Below are 21,638 nucleotides of genomic sequence, written 5' to 3' on the forward strand. Positions count from 1 at the left end.
ATGGAACGCATGGGGCAGCCGAACCGGGAACGTCAAGAGCCGGATCAGGCCGAACTTCCACCAGGTCAGCGCCTCCAGCGCGGCTGGCCGGTCACCCACTACGGCCCCGTCCCCCGGTTCCGGCCGGAACGCTGGGAATTCCGGGTCTTCGGCGCCACCCTCGACGGCGACAAACACTGCTGGAATCACCAGGAATTCTCCGCGCTCCCGTTCTCCACCGTGATCGGTGATCTGCACTGCGTGACGAAGTTCAGCATGGTGGGGGCCGAATGGGGCGGAGTGCCCGCCCGTACGGTCCTGGAACTGGCCCCGCCCGCGCCCGACGTCACCCACGTGATGGTCTGGGCCGAATACGGCTTCAGCGCCAATCTGCGACTCGCCGACTTCGCCGCCGACCGTACGATTTTCGCCACCCACAAGGACGGCGAACTGCTCACCGCCGAGCACGGCTTTCCGCTGCGCCTCGTCGTACCCCAGTTGTACGCGTGGAAAGGGCCCAAATGGGTCCGGGGCGTGGAATACATGACGGCCGACCGCCGCGGCTTCTGGGAGGAGCGCGGCTACCACAACGTCGGCGACCCGTGGGCGGAGCAGCGCTACTCGTACCAGGAGGGGCCGGGCGAGGGCCCGGAGCTCTAGGACCTGTCCTGGCGCTCCCGGACAGGCCCTAGAGTTCTGGGGCCGCCGTACGGGCTACTTCCCCTGCCCCGCCTGCTCCCGGAGCTTCTTCAGCAGGGCCACGTCCGCCGCGTGCCCCTCCTTGCCGCCCGGTGTCTCGATCACCAGCGGGACGCCTTCGGTCGCCGGGTGCGTGAACAGGGCGCGGAACGCGTCCTCGCCGATGTGGCCCGTCCCGATGTTCTCGTGCCGGTCCTTGTGCGCGCCCGCCACGTCCTTGGAGTCGTTGGCGTGGATCAGCTTGAGCCGCCCGGCCCCGACCGTCTCCACCAGCAGGTCCAGGGTCCGGTGCGTCCCGCCGGGCTCCGCGAGGTCGTGGCCGGCGGCGAAGATGTGGCAGGTGTCCAGGCAGATCCCGAGCTTGGGGTGGGAGTCCAGCGCCTCGAAGTACGGGCCGAAGTCCCACGTCCTGGAGCAGAGCGAGAACCCCTGCCCCGCCGTCGACTCCAGCAGCAGGAACGGATCGTCGTCCCGGGTCAGCTCGTCGAGCAGCGGCAGCATCCGGTCCCGTACCTGCGCGAGCGCCACCTCGCGGGAGCGGCCGCCGGTCGCGGAACCGGTGTGCACGACGACCCCCGGCGCACCGATCTCCCGCGCCCGGCGCAGGCTGTGGCGCAGGGAGTCCACGGACCGGTCCGCCGTCGCCTCCGTGTGCGAGCCGAAGTTGATCAGGTACGGGGCATGGACGTACGCCGGCATTCCCGCGTCGGCGCACGCGGCGCGGAACAGCTCGTCCTGCGCCGGGTTCCCGGCGGGGGTCGCCCAGCCGCGCGGATTGGCCGCGAAGACCTGGACGGTCTCCGCGCCCAGCTCGCGGGCGTAGGCCAGGCCGGTCGCGGCGAGGCCGCCGGCCACCGGGACGTGGCCCCCGACGGGGTTGCGGCCCGCGACAGGGTCGCGGCCTCCGGCCGGGAGGCGACCCTCGGCCGGGATGCGGCCTTCGGCTGGGGTGCGGCCTGGGGCAGGGTCGGGCATGGGTGGTCAGAGTCCCTTGGTCTTGATGGTGATCGTGCTGCCCTCGGGGGCCGTGTCGCCGCCCGCCACGGACTGCTCCGAGACGGTGTCGTCCAGGAACGGGAAGCTCCGGTCCACGCTGACCTGGAAGCCGGCGTCCTCCAGGGCCTTCTTCGCCTCGTCGAGCTTCCGGCCCTCGACGTCGGGGACGGTCACCTGCCTCGGGCCCTTGGATAGTGTCAGCGTGACCGTGTCGCCGCGCGCCAGCTGCCGGCCCTCCGCCACGGACTGCTTGGCGACGGAACCGGCGTCCACCGGGGAGTTCACCCGCCCGGGGGCGATCCGCACCTTGAGGCCGGCGTCCGTGAGCCGGGCCGTGGCGTCCTCCTGGGTCTCGCCCGTGACGTCCTCCATCTCCAGCGGGCTGCCCTTGCTGACCACGAGCCTGATCCCCGCGTCGGGCTGCACCTCGGCGCCGGCGGCGGGGTCCGAGCTGATCACCGCGCCCTGCTCGACGCCGTCGTCGAAGGACCGGGACACCACCCCGGCGGCCAGCCCGGCCTGCTTCAGCGCCCGCTTCGCCTCGGCGAGCGTCGCGCCCTCCAGGTCCGGGACCTTCACGACCTTCGGGCCGCGCGAGACGACGAGGGTCACCGGACCGCCGCCGCGGACCCGTGCGCGGGAGGCCGGGTCGCTGCCCATGACCGTGCCGCGCGCGAAGGTGTCGCTGAAGTCGGTGCTGACCTGTACGTCGAGGCCGGCGTCCGCCAGCCGTTTCTTCGCCTCCTGCTCGGACTGCCCGAGCAGCGAGGGGACGCGCGTGAACTGGCCGGAATTGATGTACCAGACCCCCGTGCCCACGCCCAGCACCAGCAGCACCGCGACCACGGCGGCGATCAGGCCCCGGCGGGGCGGGCGGGCGGTCCGGCGGGGTGCCGCCGCATGGGGGAGATCGGGGGGTGCCATCTCCAGGCGGCTGGTGCGGTGGACGCCGTCGGCCTTCGGGGTCCTGGTGTTGCGGGTGGGTTCTTCGGAGCCGTGCGAGCCGTGGGAGGCGTGCGCGTGGTGCGAGCTGTGCGCGCCGTCGGGCTCCTCGGGCGGCAGGACGCGCTCGATCACCGTCGTACGGCTGTCCGGGCCGCCCTCCGGTACGGGCTTGGCCTTCGGCGGTACGGCGTCGAGCTGGGCGTCGCTCAGCCGGGAGCGGGCCTCCCGGGTCAGGGCGAGCAGCGCGACGGCGTCGTACGGGCGGATCTCGGGGTTGCGGGCCGTGGCCGCCGCGACCAGCTCGTCCAGTTCGAGGGCGAGGCCGGGGACGGCGGCGGAGGGGGCGGGTACGTCGGCGTTGAGGTGGAGGTACAGCACCTGCGCGGGGGTGTCCCCGGCGTGCGGCTTGCCGCCGGTCAGCATCTCGTGGAGGACGACCCCGCAGGCGTACACGTCGACGCGGGTGTCGGAGGTGCCGTGCTCGATCTGCTCGGGCGCCAGGTACGACACCGTGCCGAGGACCGTGCCCGTGGAGTTGGTGACGTCGCCCATGACCCGGACGAGCCCGAAGTCCGCGACCTTCACGCGGCCGTCGTCCCCTATGAGGACGTTCTCGGGCTTCATGTCCCGGTGCACGAACCCGGCGCGGTGGGCGGCGCCGAGCGCGGCGAGCACGGGCTCCAGGATGTCCAGCGCGGCGCGCGGCTGGAGCGCGCCGCGCTCGCGCAGGACGTCGCGCAGGGTGCAGCCCTCGACGTACTCCATCGCCAGGTAGACGTACGCGCCCTGGGCGCCCTGGTCGAAGACGCCGACGACGTTGGGGTGCGCGAGGCGCGCGACGGACTTGGCCTCGCGGATGAACCGCTCCACGAAGGCGGCGTCCGCGGCGAGCGCGGGGTGCATCACCTTGAGGGCCAGGACGCGGTCGAGCCGGGTGTCGAGGGCGCGGTAGACGGTGGCCATACCGCCCACCGCGATGCGCGCGTCCACGCGGTACCGGCTGTCGAGCACTTGCCCGACGAGAGGGTCCTGAAGGGTCGTATCCACGTTCCCGAGTCTACGAGCCGCCCCACCACCCGCAGCCCCCGCGCCCTTCTTGCAGCGCACCTGTGACGCCGGGCGGGTCACTGCTTTGTCCTCAAGCGCCGGACGGGCTTGGTGGTGCCCGCTGCGGCCCGGATCCGATCCGCGGGTTGTCGCCGGGGGTCGGGCAGGGGCCATGTCCTGCACTGCATGTTTTACGTCGCGCGCGACCAGTTGTCTTGATTAACCCTCGTCACGCGACACAAAACACGCTCTACGTTCCGGACAAGACCCCTGCCCGCCCCCCTTCCAGGCGCGCGTCCAGACAAATCAAGCCCGTCCGGCGTTTGAGGACATCTTTGACCGCAACGGTCCCGCCCGACCGCAACCCCCTCCAGCCCGTCCGGCGCTTGAGGACGTCCTTGACCCGCACGGGGCAACGGGCCCGGGCCACAATCAGCCCGTCCGGCGCTTGAGGACATCGGTGAGCCGCGCCCGCGCAACGAGCCGACGCCCAACCAAGCCCGTCCGGCGATTGAGGACGTTCTCGGCTAGGCGAACGCCGGGCGTTCCGGGTCGAGGGTCGGGACGCCCTCCGAAGGGGACGACGCGTGGGCGAAGTGACGTCGTGGGATACGCCCCGCCCGCCAGGCCAGGCGCCCGGCCGACACGGCGTGCCGCATCGCAGCCGCCATCAACTCAGGCTCCCGCGCCCGCGTCACCGCCGACGCCAACATCACCGCCGCACACCCGAGCTCCATCGCCAGAGCCGCGTCCGACGCGGTCCCCGCCCCCGCGTCCAGGATCACCGGGACGCGGGCGTGCTCCACGATGAGCTCGAAGTTGTGCGGGTTGCGGATCCCCAGGCCGGACCCGATGGGCGACCCCAACGGCATGATCGCCGCGCACCCCACGTCCTCCAGCTTGCGCGCCAGCACCGGGTCGTCGTTCGTGTACGGCAGGACCGTGAAGCCGTCGTCGACCAGCGTCTCCGCCGCGTCGAGCAGCTCGATCGGGTCGGGCAGCAGCGTGCGCTCGTCCGCGACCACCTCCAGCTTGATCCAGTCCGTGCCCAGCGCCTCGCGCGCCAGCCGGGCCGTCAGGACCGCCTCCCCGGCGGTGAAGCACCCCGCGGTGTTGGGCAGCGCCCGGATCCCGAGCGATTCGAGGACGGACAGCACCGACCCCTGCACGGTCGGGTCGAGGCGCCGCATCGCGACGGTGGTGAGCTCGGTGCCCGACGCGATCAGGGACCTGCGCAGGACGTCGAGGCTGGGCGCACCCCCCGTACCCATGATCAGGCGGGAGTCGAGGACGGTGTCACCGATGACAAGCCGGTCGTCGGCCATGTCAGCCTCCCTGGACGGCGGTGAGGACTTCCACCCGGTCGCCCTCGCCGAGGAGGGTGCCGGACCAGCGGGTGCGCGGGACGACCGTCTCGTTGACGGCGGCGGCGACGCCCGAGGGCGCGGGGGTCAGCGTGGCGACCAGGGCGTCCAGCGTGGTGGCCGCGCCGATCGCGCGTGGCTCGCCGTTCACGGAGATGGTCACGGAGACGTTCATGGTGTCGGTCATGCGAGCTGCTCCTGACGTGCCGGGGCGGGGGAGAAGCGGCGGGGGGTGAAGGGACGCGCGACCTCGGGGAGTTCACCGGTGGTCAGCACGTCGGCCATCGCGTCGCCGGTGACGGGGGTGAGGAGGACCCCGTTGCGGTAGTGGCCGGTGGCCAGATCGAGGCCGGGGAGGGCGGTGGGCCCGAGCAGGGGCGCGTTGTCGGGCGAACCGGGCCGCAGCCCGGCGGACGCCTCGGTGAACGGGAGTTCCGTGATGCCGGGCACCAACTCGTGCGCGTCACGGAGCAGTTCGTACACCCCGCCCGCCGTGACGGTGGTGTCCCAGCCCTGTTCCTCGCTGGTGGCGCCGACGACGAGCTCGCCGTTCTCGCGCGGCACGAGGTAGACGTGGCTGCCGCGGACGACGGCCCGTACGGAGCGGGACAGGAACGGCGCGTACGCCCGGGGCACCCGGAGGCGCAGCACCTGCCCCTTGACGGGCCGTACCGGCGGTACGACGTCGCTCGGCAGCCCCGCCAGCTTCCCGCTGAGGCTGCCGCCCGCCAGGACGGTCCGGTCCGCGGTCAGCACACCGCCGTCTTCCAGGACCACCCCGGTCGCCCGGTCCCGTACGACGGTGAGGCGGCTCGCGAACGCCCGGTGGAAGAGGACCCCGGCCCGCTCGCAGGCCGTCACGAGGGCCGCCGCCAGCCGCCGGGGATCGATCTGGTGGTCGCCGTCGACCCGCAGGCCGCCGCGTACGCCCGGCGCGAGCATCGGCTCCAGCCGCCGGCACTCGCGGCCGGACAGCCACTCCGAGGTGAGCCCGGACCGCTGCTGGAGGCCGTGCAGTTCGCGCAGGTGGGCGCGGTCGTCGGCGTCGAGGGCCACGGCGAGCGTGCCGCACGCGCGGTAGCCGGTGTCCTGGCCGGCGGCCTCTTCGAGCTCGGCGACGAAGGCGGGATAACGCGCGGCCGAGGCGAGGTTGAGACCGAGCAACGTCTCCTCGCCGTAGTGGAGTTCGGTGACGGCGGCGAGCATGCCCGCCGCGACCCGCGCCGCCCCGCCGCCCGGTTCGGGGTCGGCCACGACGGTACGCAGGCCGCGCTGCGCGGCCCGCCAGGCGATGACGAGGCCGATGATGCCGCCCCCGACGACCAGGACGTCGGAGATCTCCGTGGGGGCGGTGCGGGGGTGTTGATCGGTACGAGACGACTGCATGGGCGTCCAGCCCCTCCCTTCGCCGGCATGACCCGGATCAGGTTCGTACGGTCGGAGGCCGTCAGCCTCCCTCTCAGCCCGGTGCGTCCGGGCTCCCGCGAGGTAGTGTCACCAGCCAGACTAACGCCCTGTCCGCCGCCCGGTAAGGGAGCATTCACCGTGGCCCGTTCCCTGGACGGTCTTGTCCTGGCCCCCGTCGCCGACCAGGCGCCCGGGCAGGTGGGCACCCGCACGCGCTTCACGTACCACGAGCGGGACGGCCGGATCTGGGCCGCCTACGAGGGCGGTGACGTGGAGCGGGGGTATCTGGTCGGCACCCGGGAGGGCGACCGGCTGGACTTCCGGTACGTACAGCTCAAGCGGGACGGCGGGACCTCGGCCGGGCACTGCGTCTCCCTGGTGGTGGACCTGCCGGACGGCCGGGTCCGGCTGGAGGAGACGTGGGAGTGGGAGTCGCGCGAGGGCAGCGGGACGAGTGTGGTGGAGGAACTCCCCTCCGGTGTCCCGTCGGTCGACTGATTCCGGCGGCGCCCGTTCTCTAAGGTGATCGGGTGAGCGAGCAGCGGAGACACCCGGAAGAGCGGAACGTCGTCATCGTCGGGGCCGGCATGGCGGGGGTGCAGACCGCGGTCGCCCTGCGCGAGGGCGGATTCCGCGACCGGATCACGCTGATCGGCGCGGAGCCGCATCCGCCCTACGACCGGCCGCCGCTCTCCAAGGCGGTCCTGCTCGGCCAGGCGGACGGGTCGTCCTTCGACATCGACTTCGCGGCGCTCGGCGTCGAGCTGCGGCTCGGCCTCGCCGTGACCGGGCTGCGGGCGGACGTACGGGAACTCGACACGGCGGACGGCCCCGTGCCGTACGACGTGCTGGTCCTCGCGACCGGCGCGGAGCCGGTCAGGCTGCCCGGCACGGACGGCCTCCCGGGCGTCCACCTGCTGCGCACGCTGGACGACGCCGAGCGGCTGCGGCCCGTGCTGGCGCGGCGGGACGACGTGGTGGTCGTGGGCGCGGGCTGGATCGGCGCGGAGTTCGCGACGGCGGCGCGCGAGGCGGGGTGCGCCGTCACGGTCGTGGAGGCGGCGGACCGGCCGCTCGCGGGGGTGCTCCCGGCGGAGGTGGCCGCGCCGATGTCCGGGTGGTACGCGGAGAGCGGCGCCGAACTGCTGACGGGCACGCGCGTGGCGTCGATCGAGCCCGGCGCGGTGGTCCTCGCGGACGGCCGGCGGCTGGCGGCGGGCGCGGTGGTCGTGGGCGTCGGCGCGCGGCCCGCGACGGGGTGGCTGGCGGGCTCGGGCGTGGAGCTGGGCCCCGACGGGTCGGTCACCGCGGACGAAGGGCTCGGGACGTCGCTGCCCGGCGTGTACGCCGTGGGCGACTGCGCCTCCTTCCCCTCGGCCCGGTACGGGGCCCGGCTGCTGGTCCACCACTGGGACAACGCGCTTCAGGGGCCGCGTACCGTCGCCGCCCGGATCACCGGAGAGGGGGAGGGGGTCTACGACCCGGTGCCGTACTTCTGGTCCGAGCAGTTCGGCCGGTTCGTGCAGTACGCGGGCCATCACGCGCCGTCCGACACCCTGGTGTGGCGCGGCGCCCCGGCGGAGGCGGCGTGGTCGGTGGCGTGGCTGCGGGAGGGCGCGCTGGTGGCGCTGCTGGCGGTGGGCCGCCCGCGGGACCTGGCCCAGGCGAGGAAGCTCCTGGAGACCGCCGCCCGGTTGGATCCCCGGCTCCTGGCGGACCCGTCGGTTCCGCTGAAGAAGGCGGTCGTCTGACCGGCGGGACGGGCGGCGACCCACGTCCGGGTGGCTCCGGGTACCGTCTGTCCGTCCGGGATGGCACGCTTGTCCTCGTGACCGAGATTGACGCGAAGATCGATGCTCTCGTACCTGCCTGGCTCCACCTGCCCGACATCGCCGAATTGTTCGACATCGAGGTGACGCGGGTGCGGCAGCTGGTGAAGGAAGGCCAGCTCATCGCCGTCCGCCGTGGTGAGAACCGCGCGCTCCAGGTGCCCGCCGCCTTCATCGACGGCGGCAAGGTCGTCAAGGGTCTCGCCGGGACCCTGACGCTCCTCAGGGACGACGGCTGGACCGACGAAGAGATGCTGGAGTGGCTCTTCACCTCCGACCCCACCCTGCCGGGCACGCCCGCGCAGGCGCTCAGCGAGAATCGCGGCACGGAGGTGAAGCGCCGGGCCCAGGCGCTCGCCGTCTGAACCACATCACCGCACGCGGCGAGCGGCGGCACGGCACCGCCCCCGCGGTCCCGCGCCGCCGGCCGCCGCGGAACCGACGGGGGGACACTCCATGCCCGCAGAACGTACGTCCGCGGAACGCGCCGCGCTGTCCGACGCCCGGCTCTACCTCTGCACGGACGCGCGCAGGAAGCAGCGGGACCTTCCCGACTTCCTCGACGCCGTGCTGGCGTCCGGCGTGGACATCGTGCAGTTGCGCGACAAGGGCATGGAGGCGGCCGAGGAGCTGGAACACCTCCAGGTCTTCGCCGAGGCCGCCCGGCGCCACGGCGTCCTGCTCGCGGTGAACGACCGCGCCGACGTGGCGCACGCCATCGGCGCCGACGTGCTGCACCTGGGCCAGGGCGACCTCCCGGTCCCCGCCGCCCGCGCGATCCTCGGCGGGACGCCGATGATCGGCCGGTCCACGCACGCGGAGGCGGAGGTCGACGCGGCGGTGGCGGAGCCGGGCGTGGACTACTTCTGCACGGGCCCATGCTGGCCCACCCCCACCAAGCCCGGCCGCCACGCGCCCGGCCTCGACCTCGTGCGGTACGCCGCAGGCCTGGCCACCGACCGCCCCTGGTTCGCGATCGGCGGCATCGACGCGGGCAACCTCGACCAGGTGCTGGACGCGGGCGCCCGCCGGGTGGTCGTCGTACGGGCGATCACGGAGGCCGACGACCCGGCGGCGGCGACGGCGTCGCTCGCCAAGCGGGTGCGCGAACGCTCCCGCTGACCGGTGGGGCCTGTCCCCGGGGAACGCCCGCGCCGGTGTCCGAGGCGTGGACCGGGGACCGGCAATCCGGGCAAATGCCCCCCGCTCGCTTGGGGGACCGCCATCCCCTCGATAACCTGCACGTATGGCCTTCGGTACACCTTCGACCAGAACGGATCACGCGCCGACCGTGCGTGATCTGCTCGCCGCGGGCGAGACCACCTATTCGTTCGAGTTCTGGGCGCCCAAGACCGAGAAGGGCGAGCGGAACCTCTGGAACGCGCTGCGCCGCGTCGAGGGGGTGGCCCCCAGCTTCGTGTCGGTGACGTACGGCGCGGGCGGCTCCACCCGGTCCGGCACGGTCAAGGCCACCGAGCGCATCGCCGCCGACACCACCCTCACCCCGGTCGCCCACCTCACGGCCGTCGGCCAGTCCGTCGCCGAACTGCGCAACATGATCGGGCAGTACGCCGACGCCGGGATCCGCAACATCCTCGCCGTACGGGGCGACCCGCCCGGCGACCCCATGGGCGAGTGGGTCAAGCATCCCCAGGGCGTGCGGTACGCGGCCGAACTGGTGCGCCTGATCAAGGAGTCGGGGGACTTCTGCGTCGGGGTAGCGGCCTTCCCCGAGATGCACCCCCGGTCGTCCGACTGGGACACCGACATCAGGCACTTCGTCGACAAGTGCCGGGCCGGCGCCGACTACGCCATCACCCAGATGTTCTTCGAACCTGACGGATATCTCCACCTTCGTGACCGGGTGGAGTCCGCGGGTTGCACAACTCCGATCATTCCGGAGATCATGCCGGTCACGAGCGTGAAGATGCTGGAGCGGCTGCCCCAGCTCAGCACCGCCGCCGTCCCGGCCGCGCTGAAAGAACGGATCCTCGCCGTCAAGGACGATCCGGCCGCTGTACGCTCCATTGGCATCGAGTTCGCGACGGAGTTCTGCGCGGGACTGCTCGCCGAGGGTGTCCCCGGACTGCACTTCATTACACTCAACAACTCCACGGCGACGCTCGAAATCTACGAGAATCTCGGACTGCGCGAGCAGTCGTGACCGGCCGTAGCCGCCCTCTGCCGGGGTGGCGGCCGCAGGAGAGGGGCGGGCATGGGCTGGACGGTCCTCTACATCGCGTTCGGAATCGTGGCGCTGTGGCTGCTGGGTGAGGTGCTCCTCCAGTACAAGGCGCGGCTGCGCTGGCGCCTGCTCGCCTTCACCGGGTTCATGGGGGTGGTGCTGGGCGTCCTGATGCCGTCCGTCTTCGTCATCGCGCTCGGCGCGATCGCCTTCGCCGTCGGGCAGGCGTACGTGACGCTGTCCTTCCGCCGCGGTTTCTCCACCGGCTGGGCGCTGGGCGGCAGTCCGGGAGCCAGCCGCCGCCGCAAGGCGGTCGGCGCGGTCGAGCAGGAGCCCACGCTCGAGGTCTCGGACCTGGAGTACGAACCGGCCATGGCCGGCCCCGCGGCGGACGTGCCGATGGACGCCGCGATGACGGCGACGATGGGCGCGGTGTACGAGCCGCAGCCGCTCCCCGACGACACCGGGCAGTACGGCGTCTACAAGGACGACCAGGCCCAGGACAACCCGTACGGTGAGGCGTTCGACGCCTTCGCCGGGTACGGGCAGGCCGCGGCCGGGCAGCCGTACGCGGCGCAGGACCCGTACGCCGACCAGCAGACCGCGTACCAGACCGGGCAGGGCGTCTACGCGGCGCAGGACACCGGCCAGGGGGCCGGCCAGGACGCCTACGCGCAGTACGGCTACGGCGCCGACCAGTCGTACGCGGCCTACGCCGACCCGTACACCGGCGCGGGCGACGGCGGTCAGCAGGCCGGCGCGTACGACAGCTACGGCGGCCAGCAGCAGTACGCGGACCCCTACGCGGCCCAGCAGTACAGCGTCGACACGCCGCCCGGCGGGGTGTGGGTCCCGCAGCAGCGCGAGAACGACCAGCAGGTGCCGCCGATGCCGCAGGACCAGCCGCACGAGTACGGCTACGACCCCGGCTACAACAACGAGCAGCAGTACCGCTACTGACCTCCCGGCACTGACCTCCCGTCACCGACTCCCGCGGCTACCGCGAGCCGCGGAAGTCCGCCCCTTCCACGATCAGCCCGGCCACCAGCGCGCCGGACATCCCCGCGTGGGCGAGACCGCCGCCGGGATGGGCCAGGCCGCCCACCCGGTGGAGGCCGGCCAGGGCCGTGCCGTTCGCCGGGTACAGGAACGCCCCGTCCGCTCCGGCCAGCGCGGGCGCGGGCACCGAACCGCCCGGCGCACCCGTCAGCTCCGCCGTGTCGGCCGGCGTCCGCACCTCGCGCCACTCCACCCGCCCGGCCAGCCCGGGCACGGCCGCCTCCGCCGCCGCGACCAGCACGTCGGCGTACCGCTCGCGCACCGCGTCGTCCGTCCAGTCCACCGACCCCTGCGGGGCGACGGTCGCGGTGATCGTCACCGCCTCGTGGTCACCGCCGGGGCGCGTCGCCGGGTCGTCGGGACGCAGCACCGTGACCGTGGGCCGCGCCGCCCGCCGCCCGGCGAAGAGGTCGGCCGCCTCGGCGGGCCCGTCGGGGGAGTGCACCACCGTCCGGTGCGCGGCGCCCGCCGGCCGCCCGCCCCGCAAGGCCAGCAGCACGGTGAACCGCGCGGGTGCCGGAGAGGCGTCCCGGCCCCCCGGCCGTACGTCCCGGCCCTCGGGGCCCGTGTCGCCCGCCTCCCGGACCTCCCGCCCGGCGAGCGGTCCCGGGTCGACCCCCGTGACCACCCGGTCGGCCGCCACGACCGTCCCGTCCGCCAGCTCGACGCCGGTGGCCGCGCCGTCCTTCTCCACGATCCTGGTCACCGCCGCCCCGAACACGAACTCCACCCGGCGCGCCAGGCACCTTTCGTGCACCGCCCGGGCCAACTCCCGCATCCCGCCGCCCACATACCAGCTGCCGAAGGTCTGCTCCAGGTACGGCAGCACGGCCGCGCTCGCCGGGGCCCGCCGCGGATCGAGGCCGTACGCCAGGGCGTACCCGTCCAGCAGCGCGGCGAGGCGGGGGTCCGCCAGCTCCCAGGCGCCGATCTCCGCGACCGTCGCGGCCCGGCGCGCGCCGCGCAGCAGCCGTCTGTGCCGCACCGCCGGATACGGCTCGTGGGCCAGCGGCCCCCGGTCGGCGGGCAGCGGCTCCTCCAACAGCGGGCGCCTGGACCGCTCCCAGGTGTCCCTGGCCCGTCCGAGGAAGTCCCCCCAGCGCTCCCCGGCGCCCCCGCCCAGCGCGGCGTCGAGCGCGGAGACGACCCCGGCCCGTGACGCGTTGGGCAGCAGGACGTCCGTACCGTCCGCGAAGACGTGCCGGCTCGCCGGGTCCACCTGCCGGAGCTCGACGCACGCCTCCAGCGGCTCCTTGCCGGTCTTGACGAACAGATCGCGGTACACCGCAGGCAGGTGCAGCAGCCCGGGGCCCGTGTCGAAGACGAAGCCCTCGCGGGCGAACCGGCCGACCGACCCGCCGTACGTCGCCGCCCGCTCGTACACCGTCACCCGGTGCCCCGCCACGGCCAGCCGGGCGGCCGCCGCCATGGCGCCCATGCCCGCGCCGATCACCACAATCCGTGCCATGCCAGGGACTTTATCCGGGGCCACCGACAACGCCGTCCCGCACCCGGCGCCCCGGGCGGCTGCGCGTAGGGGTACTCAGCGTGCGGGATGAGTACGCGCGCGGATGGGACGGCACCCGCGCCGCAGGGAGAGTGGGGACCACGGAAGGGGCGCGGCGCCGGCACCGCCGGCACGGGGCTGCGGAACGGTGCCGCTCTCCTGACGTGGTGGACGGGGGGAACGGGGGAGGGGAACAACGGGGGAGGGGAACGGGGGAGCGGGGGAACGCGCCGGCCCGGTGGGACTCAGGAGGACCGAGTCCCACCGGACCGGCGCACTCGTGTGTCCGGGGCGCGGCCCCCGACGCGCGGCGAGAAATCTCGTCCGTACGTGCGTACGAGGCAACGTCGCAGGTCAGGGGTGATTGTCAGTGGTGTGCTCCACGATGAACACATACGGCCACAGAGCCGTCACACGAGGACAGGAGGTTCCGCCATGGCCAGCTCCCACGCCGGTGCCGCACGTCGGCGCCCCACGGGTGGCCCTGCCCCCTCACTGACCGGACCACCCAGCGACGTCCACCCGGTCCTGCGCAGGGCCACGGCCCCGCCGGCCGCCCTCGACCTCCTCGCCAAGGCCCGCCACGGCCTGGACGAGGCGGCGACGCTGGACACACCGAACGAGCGCTACGCCACCGCCCACCTCGCCGCCCTGCGCACCGCGGCCGCCGTCCTCGCCGCGCGGGGCCGCCCCGACACCACCCCGCCGCGCCGCCGCCGGATCAGGACCGCCTGGGAGGTCCTGCCCGAGATAGCGCCCGAACTGTCCGAGTGGAGCGCCCTGTTCGCCGCCGGCGCGCCCCGCAGGGCGCGCGCCGAGGCGGGCATCCGGGGCGCGGCGAGCAGCCGCGACGCCGACGACCTCCTGCGGGACGTGGCCATGTTCCTGCGCCTGGTGGAGCGGATGCTGGTGCTCGCGCCGGTCCTGCCCCAGCCCCGCGCCGAGTTACCGGGACAGGAGGACGCCGCGGGGTGAGGGGCGGGGGCGGCCGAGGCAATAGGGTGGGCGGAGCCCGCACCGTTCACGCCCCGCCGCCCGGGGCGGCACCGCGCCGAGGAGTCAACTGCCGTGTCGGACCCTTCCCCTGTCTTCGGTGGGGAGACGCCATCGCGCCCCCGGGGCTCCCTGCGTACCGCCGTGGTCTGGGAGGTCCTCAAGGACGCCCTGGAGCGCCGGGGCAAGGCCGCCGGGACGGACGTCCTCGACGTGCTCGACACCGGCGGGGGCACGGGCAACTTCGCCGTGCCCGTCGCCCGCCTCGGGCACCGGGTGACCGTCGTCGACCCGAGTCCGAACGCGCTCTTCGCGCTGGAGCGCCGGGCGGACGAGGCCGGGGTGGCCGACCGGGTCCACGGGGTGCAGGGCGACATCCACGGGCTCTTCGACGTGGTCGAGCGGGCCGGTTTCGACGCCGTGCTCTGCCACGGCGTCCTGGAGTACGTGGACGACCCCGCCGACGGCGTACGGACCGTGTCGGACGCCCTGCGCCCGGCCGGCGCGCTCAGCCTGCTCGCCGCGGGCCTCGGCGGGGCCGTCCTCGCCCGGGCCCTCGCCGGCCACTTCACCGAGGCCAGGCAGGCGCTCACCGACCCGGCGGGCCGCTGGGGCGAGGGCGACCCGGTGCCCCGGCGCTTCACGGCCGAACAGCTGACGGACCTGGTCGGCGACGCGGGCCTGCGGGTCGGCGCCGTGCACGGCGTACGGGTCTTCGCCGACCTCGTCCCCGGCGGTCTGGTCGACACCCAGCCGGGGGCACTGGAGGCGCTGCTGAGGCTGGAGACGGCCGCCGCCGAGCTGCCCGCGTTCCACGCCGTCGCCACCCAGCTGCACGTCCTCGGCGAGAAACGGCCGTGACCTTCAGGGGCCGATCGTGTGGCTGATCAGCGATGCAGCCGCGCATGCAGTGCGTCACTGGACCCCCGTGAAAGCCCCGGGCGCCGTATGATCGGTGTACACCATCCGGCATGACGGATCGATGGTTGGGGAATCAACGCCTCAGCGGTTGAAACGGCATGGCGGCCCGGATTGGCGAAATGGCGTTGAGGGCGGGTTTCACGGGGGCCGATTCCCTGCCTATCCTTGAAGGGGCCGCATCCCGGTCGCCCCCCGCGACCGACGACTAGGAGGACTCCGTGCCGCTCTCGGAGCACGAGCAGCGAATGCTCGAGCAAATGGAGCGAGCGCTGTACGCCGAAGATCCCAAGTTCGCGACAGCGCTTGAGGGAAGCGGGCTGCGTACATACACCCGACGACGGGTCTATCAGGCAGTCGCAGGCTTCCTGGTGGGTATCGCGCTCCTCATGGCCGGAATGGTCGCTCAGCAGATCTGGATCAGCGTGGTGGGGTTCCTCGTCATGCTCGGCTGTGCGGTCCTGGCGGTCACCGGCTGGCGGAAGGCGCCCAAACCGGGCGAGCAACCGGCTGCCGGGGGCGGAGCGCCCGGCCGACGACAACCACGACAACGTCGCTCGATGATGAACCGTATCGAGCAGCGGTGGCAGCGCCGCCGCGACGAACAGGGCCAGTGAGTTCCTGAGGTTCTTCATGAAGGAGGGGCGGACGCGTGACGCGTCCGCCCCTCCTTCATGTCGTGAGCTGATCCGTGAGCCGATCCGTCACCCGGTCCGCGCCGCCCCGGCCCCTCAGCCCCCCTGGCGGGAGGGGCGGCGGCGGATCGTGTCCGCCCAGCGGGACGGATGGAGGCGGTGGGCGGACCAGCGGTCCACGAGAACCGTCCACCGCTCCGAAAGCGCCCAGATCACCCGAATGGAGGAGCGCGGAGCGAGGAGCGCGCGCAGCCGCGCCGCGCGCCCCGCCGGGGCGTGCAGGCCCTCGTGCACCAGGCGGACGTCCTCGGCCAGCCCCGTACCCGCCCGGGGTACCGGTGCGTACAGCACCTGCTCCACCGCGCCGGCCAGCCGGTGCACGGCCTGCGCCGCCCCCGGCTCCAGGCGTCCTTCCCGCACGATCCGCTCGGCCGCCTTCCGCGGGGTCCGCGAATCGTCCGGCGTAATGCCGTAGTCCCACGCCGTATCGGTGATTTCACGCCACGCCGCGAGCGTCCGCGCGAAGGCGTCCGCTTCCGTACGCCCCGCCGAGCCCAGTCGCCGGGCCCGCAGCCCGCGCCGCCGCAGCAGCGGCAGGAACGGCAGCAGGAGGACCACCACGGCGGCCAGCCACAGGGCGGCCACCCCCACCCCCGACCACCAGGGGCTCTCGGGGTCGTCCGGGGTCACCGCGGCGCCCGGGGCGACCGAGCCGCACCCGTCCAGCCGCCGCGCCTGCGCGTCGCAGCTCTGCGAGGCCGACGGCTCCGTGGACGGCGCGGCCGAGGTCGTGGAGTCCGGGAGCTGGGGGTCGCTCGCGCTGCCCGAAGGCGCCTCGGGGCGGGTGTAGTCGGGGGTGCTGCCCCGGCTCGGCGTCGGCTCGAACCGGGTCCACCCCACGCCCTCGAAGTACAGCTCGGGCCAGGCGTGCGCGTCGCGCAGTCCCACCGACACGGTCCCGTTCGGCTGGGCCGTACCGGGCGTGAAGCCGACCGCGACCCGGGCCGGGATCCCGAGCGTGCGGGCCATCGCGGCCATCGTGAAGGAGAAGTGGACGCAGAAGCCTTCCTTGTTCTTCAGGAAGCGCGTGATCGCGGTGATCCCGGTGCCGGAGTCGACCTGGGTGTCGTAGGTGAACCCGCCGTCCACGGCGAACCAGTCCTGGAGCTTGACGGCCCTCTCGTAGTCGTTCGCCGAGCCCGACGTGACCTTCTTCGCGGTGTTCTCGACCACGGCCGGCAGGTTGCGCGGCACCTGGGTGTACTCCCGGCGCAGGGCCGCCGGGGCCGGGGGCGCCGAGGCGAGCTGCTCGCGGGTCGGCTCGACGAGCAGGCTGCTGACCTTGTACCGCTCACCGCGGGTCGACTGGCCGTTCTCGCCCACCAGCGTCCGGCCCGTGGGCTCGTAGCGCCAGCGTCCGTCGATGTCGACCTTGGTCGCCGGGTACGGCATCGGCAGGTAGTCCTGCCGGTACCAGGGGGCGGCCGAGATCGTGGTGGTGACCTCGGTGGTACGGACGTCCGAGTCCAGCCCCGGCGGGGTCGGCAGCTCGTCCGGCACGTCCTCGATGCTGCGCTGCGAGAACCGCCAGGAGGTGCCGTCGAACTTGTCGAGCGCCATGATCCGCAGGTACATGTTCTGCGTGTCGGGCGCGTTCGTCCGGTAGCTCAGCGCCTCGCGGTCCTCGGGCTGGTTCAGGTTGTCCTGGAGCGACACCAGCGGGTTCACCGCCGAGATGGTGCCTCCGCCGCCCGGTCCGGAACCGGTCCCGCCGCCGGTGCCGGCCAACAGGCCGCCGTCGAGGGCGGGCAGGGCCAGCGGGACCACCAGGGCCACCCCGAGCGCGACGACGCCGATCCTGCGTCCGGTACGGATCGGTGGCGGCGCGCCCGCGCCGGCCGCCTCCCCGCCGGGCAGCCGCCCCGTCCGCGGGGTGCCGCCGAAGACCCGGCCCCACTGGGACAGCCGGTCCCGGCCCTCGGCCAGGAGCAGCAGCAGATACCCGCACGCGGCGAGCAGGAACCACCAGGCGCCGCCGGCCCCGCCGGAGAGCCCGGCCGCCACCGAGTACAGCGCCAGCAGCGGCAGCCCGGCCGGGGCCGCGCTGCGGAACGTCACCGCGAGCGCGTCCACGGCCAGCCCGATGACGACCACGCCGCCGACGAGCATCAGCCGGATGCCGTCGGTCGCCGGCGCCGGTATCGCGAAGCGCCCGACGTCGTCACCGCCCGCGCTCAGCAGCGCGCCGAAGCGGGAGATGACGTCCGGGGTCGGCAGGAGGCCGAGGAACGCCTGCTGTCCGGCGAAGACCACCGTCAGCATGAGCAGCGTCACCAGCGCCTGGAGCGCCACGGTGAGCGGCCTGGCCAGCGGCACCCGCCGGCACAGCGCGCCCGTGACGCCGACGACCGCCACCATCACGGCGGCCTGGAGCAGCCACGTGGCCGGTTCGACCAGCGGCAGCAGGGCGCCCGCCGCCATCAGCGTGGCGGCGAAGGCGCACAGCGCCAGCCTTCCGCGACCGCTCATGACCATCCTCCGGAGAATCCGTTCGAACCGCCGGTGACGGTCGATTCCACGCGGTTGTGGGCCGCTTGGTGCCACAGGTCGGCCAACGCCGTCCCGGCGGGCACCAGGAGGGCGGTCCAGCCGGCCTCCCGCAGCTGCCGCAGCCGCTTCTCGACCCGCTCGGCGTCCCCGGCGTGGCCGGGCGCGCCCTGCGCCCAGCCGGAGCTGTCGAGGACGAACGCGACGGCCGCGCCGCTGCGCTGCCGCATCCGGGCCGCGATGGCGGCCTGCTCCTCGTCCAGGTCGCCGAAGAAGGCGAGCAGCAGGCCCTCGGTGCTGCCGCGCAGCACGTCGTACGCGCGGGAGAGGCCCGCCCCGTCGGAGTGGTCGACGATCGCGAGGGTGTCCATCATCAGGCCCGCCGAGTCGGCGGACCCCTGGGTGGCCCCGGCGAAGCCGTCGGAGCCCTCACCCGGCACCGAACTGCCGGTGTCGGTCAGGAGCCGGACGGCGAAGCCCCGCTCCAGCATGTGCACCAGGGCGGAGGCCGCGCCCGACACCGCCCACTCGAAGGCCGAGTCGGGTCCCGCGCCCAGGAAGCCGACCCGCCGGGTGTCCAGCAGCACCGTGCACCTGGCCCGCTGCGGGGTCTCCTCCCTGCGGACCATCAGCTCGCCGTACCGCGCGGTGGAGCGCCAGTGGACCCGGCGCAGGTCGTCGCCGTGCCGGTAGCCGCGCGGGATGACGTCGTCCTCGCCGGCCAGCGCCTGCGACCGGTTGCGCCCCTCGCCGTACCCCGCCGCCTCGCCCGCGAGCCGTACCGCGGGCAGCGGTTCGGTGCGGGGGATGACGGTGAGGGTGTCGTACGCGCTGAACGAGCGGGTCAGCTCGCACATCCCGAACGGGTCGCTCAGCCGCAGCTGGAGCGGCCCGAGCGGATAGCGGCCGCGCAGGTCGGAACGGACCCGGTAGGACACCTCGCGCCGGCCGCCCGACTCCACCCGGTCCAGGACGAACCGGGGGCGCGGGCCGAGCACGTACGGCACGTGGTCCTGGAGCATCAGCAGACCGGTCGGGCCCCGCGACACGTTGTCCATGCGCAGACGCACCCGGGCCTCCGAGCCCGCGGGCACCCGCGAGGGCGACAGCTGCCGGCCGGCCGCGACCCGGTAGCGGGTGCGGTACAGCACCCCCACACAGATCAGCGGCAGCACGGCGAGGAGCAGCCCCACCCGCAGCAGGTCCGACTGGCCGAGGACGTAGGCGCACACCGCCGCGGCGATCCCGGCAGCGAAGAACGAGCGCCCGCGCGTCGTCAGCCCGGACAGGGCGGCCCGCAGGCCGCCCGAGTCGTCGAGGTCCGGGGCGGCCGGGGCGGCCTGGGTGGCCGGCGCGTCCGGCCCCCCATGTCCCATCACAGCCGCCGGGCGCCGGGCTGCTGGCCGTAGAGCGGGGCGCCCGGCACCACCGGGCGTCCCCCCGTGGCCAGGCCGCCGTCCGCGGTGGGTACGGGCGTGCGCTGGAGGATCTCCAGCACGACCTGCTCCGCGGTCCGGCGGTTCAACTGCGCCTGGGCCGTGGGCAGCAGACGGTGCGCCAGCACGGCCACCGTCAGGGCCTGCACGTCGTCGGGCAGCGCGTAGTCCCGCCCGCTCAGCGCGGCCGACGCCTTCGCCGCCCGCAGCAGGTGGAGCGTGGCGCGCGGCGACGCGCCCAGTCTCAGGTCCGGGTGGTTACGGGTCGCGCCGACCAGCTCCACCGCGTACCGCCGCACCGACTCGGCGACGTGCACGCCGCGCACCGCCTCGATCAGCTTCACGATGTCGTGCGCGTGCGCCACCGGCTGGAGGTCGTCCAGCGGCGAGATCCCGCCGTGGATGTCCAGCATCTGCAACTCGGCCTCCGCGCTGGGGTAGCCGATCGACACCCGGGCCATGAAGCGGTCGCGCTGCGCCTCGGGGAGTGGATACGTGCCCTCCATCTCCACCGGGTTCTGCGTGGCCACCACCATGAACGGGCTGGGCAGTTCGTACGAATGCCCGTCGATGGTGACCTGCCGCTCCTCCATGGACTCCAGCAGCGCCGACTGGGTCTTGGGCGAGGCGCGGTTGATCTCGTCGCCGATCACGATCTGCGCGAAGATCGCCCCCGGTTTGAACTCGAATTCCCGCCGCTGCTGGTCGTAGATGGACACCCCGGTGATGTCCGACGGCAGCAGGTCGGGAGTGAACTGGATACGCCGCACCGAACAGTCGATGGAGCGCGCGAGCGCCTTCGCGAGCATCGTCTTGCCCACGCCGGGGACATCCTCGATCAGAAGATGTCCCTCGGCGAGGAGCACGGTCAGCGAAAGCCGTACGACCTCAGGCTTGCCCTCGATCACACCTTCCACCGATGCGCGCACACGCTCCGCTGTGGTGGTCAGATCAGTGAGGCTCGCTCGATCGTCATAGGTCGTCACCCGGCCCTCCTCGGCCCGTTCATACGGGCCGGCGCTCGACAGACGGCCCGGCCCACCTCGAAATACGGACGCCGCCCCCGGATGGTTCCGGTGCGCCGTCACACACGCATTCTTGTTGCCGTTACCGCTTCGTGTCACTCGCCTGTGGATAAGTGGGTGGGATACGTCGGCTTTGCCGGGATTGAGGGCCGGGACGACGACAGTTGAGGGGGTTTACGGGACTCAGTCGGAGGTTTCGATCTCCCGCAGGAGACCCGTCTTCACGTCGAAGACGAACCCGCGGATGTCGTCCGTGTGCACCAGGAACGGCGAGGTACGGACGCGCCGCATCGACTGCCGTACATCCTGGTCCACGTCGCGGAACGACTCGACCGCCCAGGCCGGCCGCTGGCCGACCTCCATCTCCAGGTCGTGCCGGAACTCCTCGGTGAGGCTCTCCAGGCCGCAGCCGGTGTGGTGGATGAGGACGACGCTACGCGTACCGAGGGCCCGCTGGCTGATGGTCAGCGAACGGATGACGTCGTCGGTGACCACGCCGCCCGCGTTGCGGATGGTATGGCAGTCGCCGAGCGAGAGGCCCAGCGCGGAGTGCAGGTCGAGCCGGGCGTCCATGCAGGCGACCACGGCGACGCGCAGCACCGGGCGGGCGTCCATGCCGGGATCGCTGAACGCGTCGGCGTACTGGTGGTTGGCGTCGATGAGCCGGTCCGTGACCGTCCCGCCGGTGCGGGCCGCGCCGGCGGGAGCTACGGAAGGCTCTGCGGGGAGGTGTGCGGAAGTCGACATACGTAAGACGGTAATGGTCACAGCCCGTCGAGGCTCGCCCCAAGACAGAACAAAGACCGTCAACGTGGCTGGATGTGAGCTACCCCACATGGGCCTGCCCCCGTAGCCCGATGGGGTGATCCGCGGTATTTGCGGCGCTGTGGTGAGTGGCCCGCGCGACGCGCCAGCCGGTTGATTGACCGGAAGGGCGAGTGGACTAAAGTGACGCGAAGTTCACGGACACCTTCCGAAGACATCCCGATTTCCCCCGCGTGTGCGGCGTACGTGCGGCTCGGCCCCCTCCCGCCGGCTCGGCCGGAGCCGCCGACGCCCCTCCCGGC

20 protein-coding genes and 1 riboswitch are annotated in these 21,638 nt (G+C 73.4%); of the genes, 10 read left to right on the top strand and 10 right to left on the bottom strand.

Going from position 1 to position 21,638, the window contains the following annotated elements:
* Positions 1-9 precede the first annotated feature (9 nt).
* Complete coding sequence (locus HA039_RS25500) at positions 10-639, top strand: sulfite oxidase-like oxidoreductase (protein WP_167033698.1); 630 nt, start codon at positions 10-12, stop codon at positions 637-639.
* A 54-nt stretch (positions 640-693) separates the two neighbouring features.
* Here the strand turns inward: HA039_RS25500 and HA039_RS25505 are convergent, their stop codons facing one another.
* From HA039_RS25505 to thiO, 5 genes are all read right to left on the bottom strand, one after another.
* A complete protein-coding gene (locus tag HA039_RS25505; protein WP_167033699.1) occupies positions 694-1,653 on the bottom strand; it encodes a deoxyribonuclease IV in 960 nt (319 codons plus the stop codon).
* Between the two features lie 6 nt (positions 1,654-1,659).
* Positions 1,660-3,666, bottom strand: coding sequence for a Stk1 family PASTA domain-containing Ser/Thr kinase (gene pknB / locus HA039_RS25510; protein ID WP_208298713.1), 2,007 nt, complete (start codon positions 3,664-3,666; stop codon positions 1,660-1,662).
* Between the two features lie 527 nt (positions 3,667-4,193).
* Positions 4,194-4,991: a thiazole synthase gene (locus HA039_RS25515; RefSeq protein ID WP_167033700.1), complete on the bottom strand. Its 798-nt coding sequence runs from the start codon at positions 4,989-4,991 to the stop codon at positions 4,194-4,196.
* A 1-nt stretch (position 4,992) separates the two neighbouring features.
* Entirely contained in the window at positions 4,993-5,217 is a 225-nt protein-coding gene (thiS, locus tag HA039_RS25520) for a sulfur carrier protein ThiS (protein ID WP_243869746.1), read from the bottom strand.
* Positions 5,214-6,416 (bottom strand): glycine oxidase ThiO, encoded by a 1,203-nt coding sequence (thiO, locus tag HA039_RS25525; protein WP_167033701.1) that lies wholly within the window; start codon positions 6,414-6,416, stop codon positions 5,214-5,216. Before thiO ends, thiS begins: the two co-directional genes overlap by 4 nt.
* A riboswitch (TPP riboswitch) is annotated at positions 6,414-6,525 on the bottom strand. (Overlaps the previous gene by 3 nt.)
* 50 nt (positions 6,526-6,575) lie before the next feature.
* Between thiO and HA039_RS25530 the strand changes: the two genes are divergently transcribed.
* The 6 genes from HA039_RS25530 (at position 6,576) to HA039_RS25555 (ending at position 11,411) form a co-directional block, all read left to right on the top strand.
* Positions 6,576-6,935, top strand: coding sequence for an avidin-fold protein (locus HA039_RS25530; protein ID WP_167033702.1), 360 nt, complete (start codon positions 6,576-6,578; stop codon positions 6,933-6,935).
* 32 nt (positions 6,936-6,967) lie between these two features.
* On the top strand, positions 6,968-8,188 hold the full coding sequence (locus HA039_RS25535) for an NAD(P)/FAD-dependent oxidoreductase (RefSeq protein ID WP_167033703.1): 1,221 nt from the start codon (positions 6,968-6,970) through the stop codon (positions 8,186-8,188).
* A gap of 77 nt (positions 8,189-8,265) precedes the next feature.
* Positions 8,266-8,631: an Rv2175c family DNA-binding protein gene (locus HA039_RS25540; RefSeq protein WP_167033704.1), complete on the top strand. Its 366-nt coding sequence runs from the start codon at positions 8,266-8,268 to the stop codon at positions 8,629-8,631.
* A gap of 91 nt (positions 8,632-8,722) precedes the next feature.
* The gene (gene thiE / locus HA039_RS25545; RefSeq protein ID WP_167033705.1) at positions 8,723-9,388 is read left to right on the top strand and encodes a thiamine phosphate synthase; all 666 of its coding nucleotides are present in this window, start codon (positions 8,723-8,725) and stop codon (positions 9,386-9,388) included.
* 124 nt (positions 9,389-9,512) lie between these two features.
* Entirely contained in the window at positions 9,513-10,430 is a 918-nt protein-coding gene (gene metF / locus HA039_RS25550) for a methylenetetrahydrofolate reductase [NAD(P)H] (RefSeq protein ID WP_167033706.1), read from the top strand.
* A gap of 51 nt (positions 10,431-10,481) precedes the next feature.
* Positions 10,482-11,411, top strand: a complete 930-nt coding sequence (locus tag HA039_RS25555) for a hypothetical protein (RefSeq protein ID WP_167033707.1) — start codon at positions 10,482-10,484, stop codon at positions 11,409-11,411.
* A gap of 37 nt (positions 11,412-11,448) precedes the next feature.
* On the opposite strand, the gene HA039_RS25560 is transcribed toward HA039_RS25555, so the two are convergent.
* Positions 11,449-12,978: a phytoene desaturase family protein gene (locus HA039_RS25560; protein ID WP_167033708.1), complete on the bottom strand. Its 1,530-nt coding sequence runs from the start codon at positions 12,976-12,978 to the stop codon at positions 11,449-11,451.
* Between the two features lie 474 nt (positions 12,979-13,452).
* On the opposite strand from HA039_RS25560, the gene HA039_RS25565 reads away from it, so the two are divergent.
* The 3 genes from HA039_RS25565 (at position 13,453) to HA039_RS25575 (ending at position 15,545) form a co-directional block, all read left to right on the top strand.
* Positions 13,453-13,992: an SAV_6107 family HEPN domain-containing protein gene (locus HA039_RS25565; RefSeq protein WP_167033709.1), complete on the top strand. Its 540-nt coding sequence runs from the start codon at positions 13,453-13,455 to the stop codon at positions 13,990-13,992.
* 93 nt (positions 13,993-14,085) lie between these two features.
* Positions 14,086-14,871, top strand: a complete 786-nt coding sequence (locus HA039_RS25570) for a methyltransferase (RefSeq protein ID WP_167033710.1) — start codon at positions 14,086-14,088, stop codon at positions 14,869-14,871.
* Positions 14,872-15,149: 278 nt separating this feature from the next.
* Positions 15,150-15,545: a DUF3040 domain-containing protein gene (locus HA039_RS25575; protein ID WP_161307326.1), complete on the top strand. Its 396-nt coding sequence runs from the start codon at positions 15,150-15,152 to the stop codon at positions 15,543-15,545.
* A 114-nt stretch (positions 15,546-15,659) separates the two neighbouring features.
* Here HA039_RS25575 and HA039_RS25580 read toward each other — a convergent pair whose 3' ends face one another.
* The 4 genes from HA039_RS25580 to HA039_RS25595 form a co-directional block, all read right to left on the bottom strand.
* Positions 15,660-18,092, bottom strand: a complete 2,433-nt coding sequence (locus HA039_RS25580) for a transglutaminase TgpA family protein (protein ID WP_167033711.1) — start codon at positions 18,090-18,092, stop codon at positions 15,660-15,662.
* Positions 18,089-19,486: a DUF58 domain-containing protein gene (locus tag HA039_RS25585; RefSeq protein WP_167033712.1), complete on the bottom strand. Its 1,398-nt coding sequence runs from the start codon at positions 19,484-19,486 to the stop codon at positions 18,089-18,091. The genes HA039_RS25580 and HA039_RS25585 overlap by 4 nt, the downstream gene beginning before the upstream one ends.
* Positions 19,486-20,532: an AAA family ATPase gene (locus HA039_RS25590; RefSeq protein WP_167033713.1), complete on the bottom strand. Its 1,047-nt coding sequence runs from the start codon at positions 20,530-20,532 to the stop codon at positions 19,486-19,488. The genes HA039_RS25585 and HA039_RS25590 overlap by 1 nt, the downstream gene beginning before the upstream one ends.
* A 222-nt stretch (positions 20,533-20,754) precedes the next feature.
* Complete coding sequence (locus HA039_RS25595; protein WP_167033714.1) at positions 20,755-21,318, bottom strand: beta-class carbonic anhydrase; 564 nt, start codon at positions 21,316-21,318, stop codon at positions 20,755-20,757.
* Between the last annotated feature and the right edge of the window lie 320 nt (positions 21,319-21,638).

The organism is Streptomyces liangshanensis (assembly GCF_011694815.1).
Classification (GTDB): Bacteria; Actinomycetota; Actinomycetes; order Streptomycetales; family Streptomycetaceae; genus Streptomyces; species Streptomyces liangshanensis.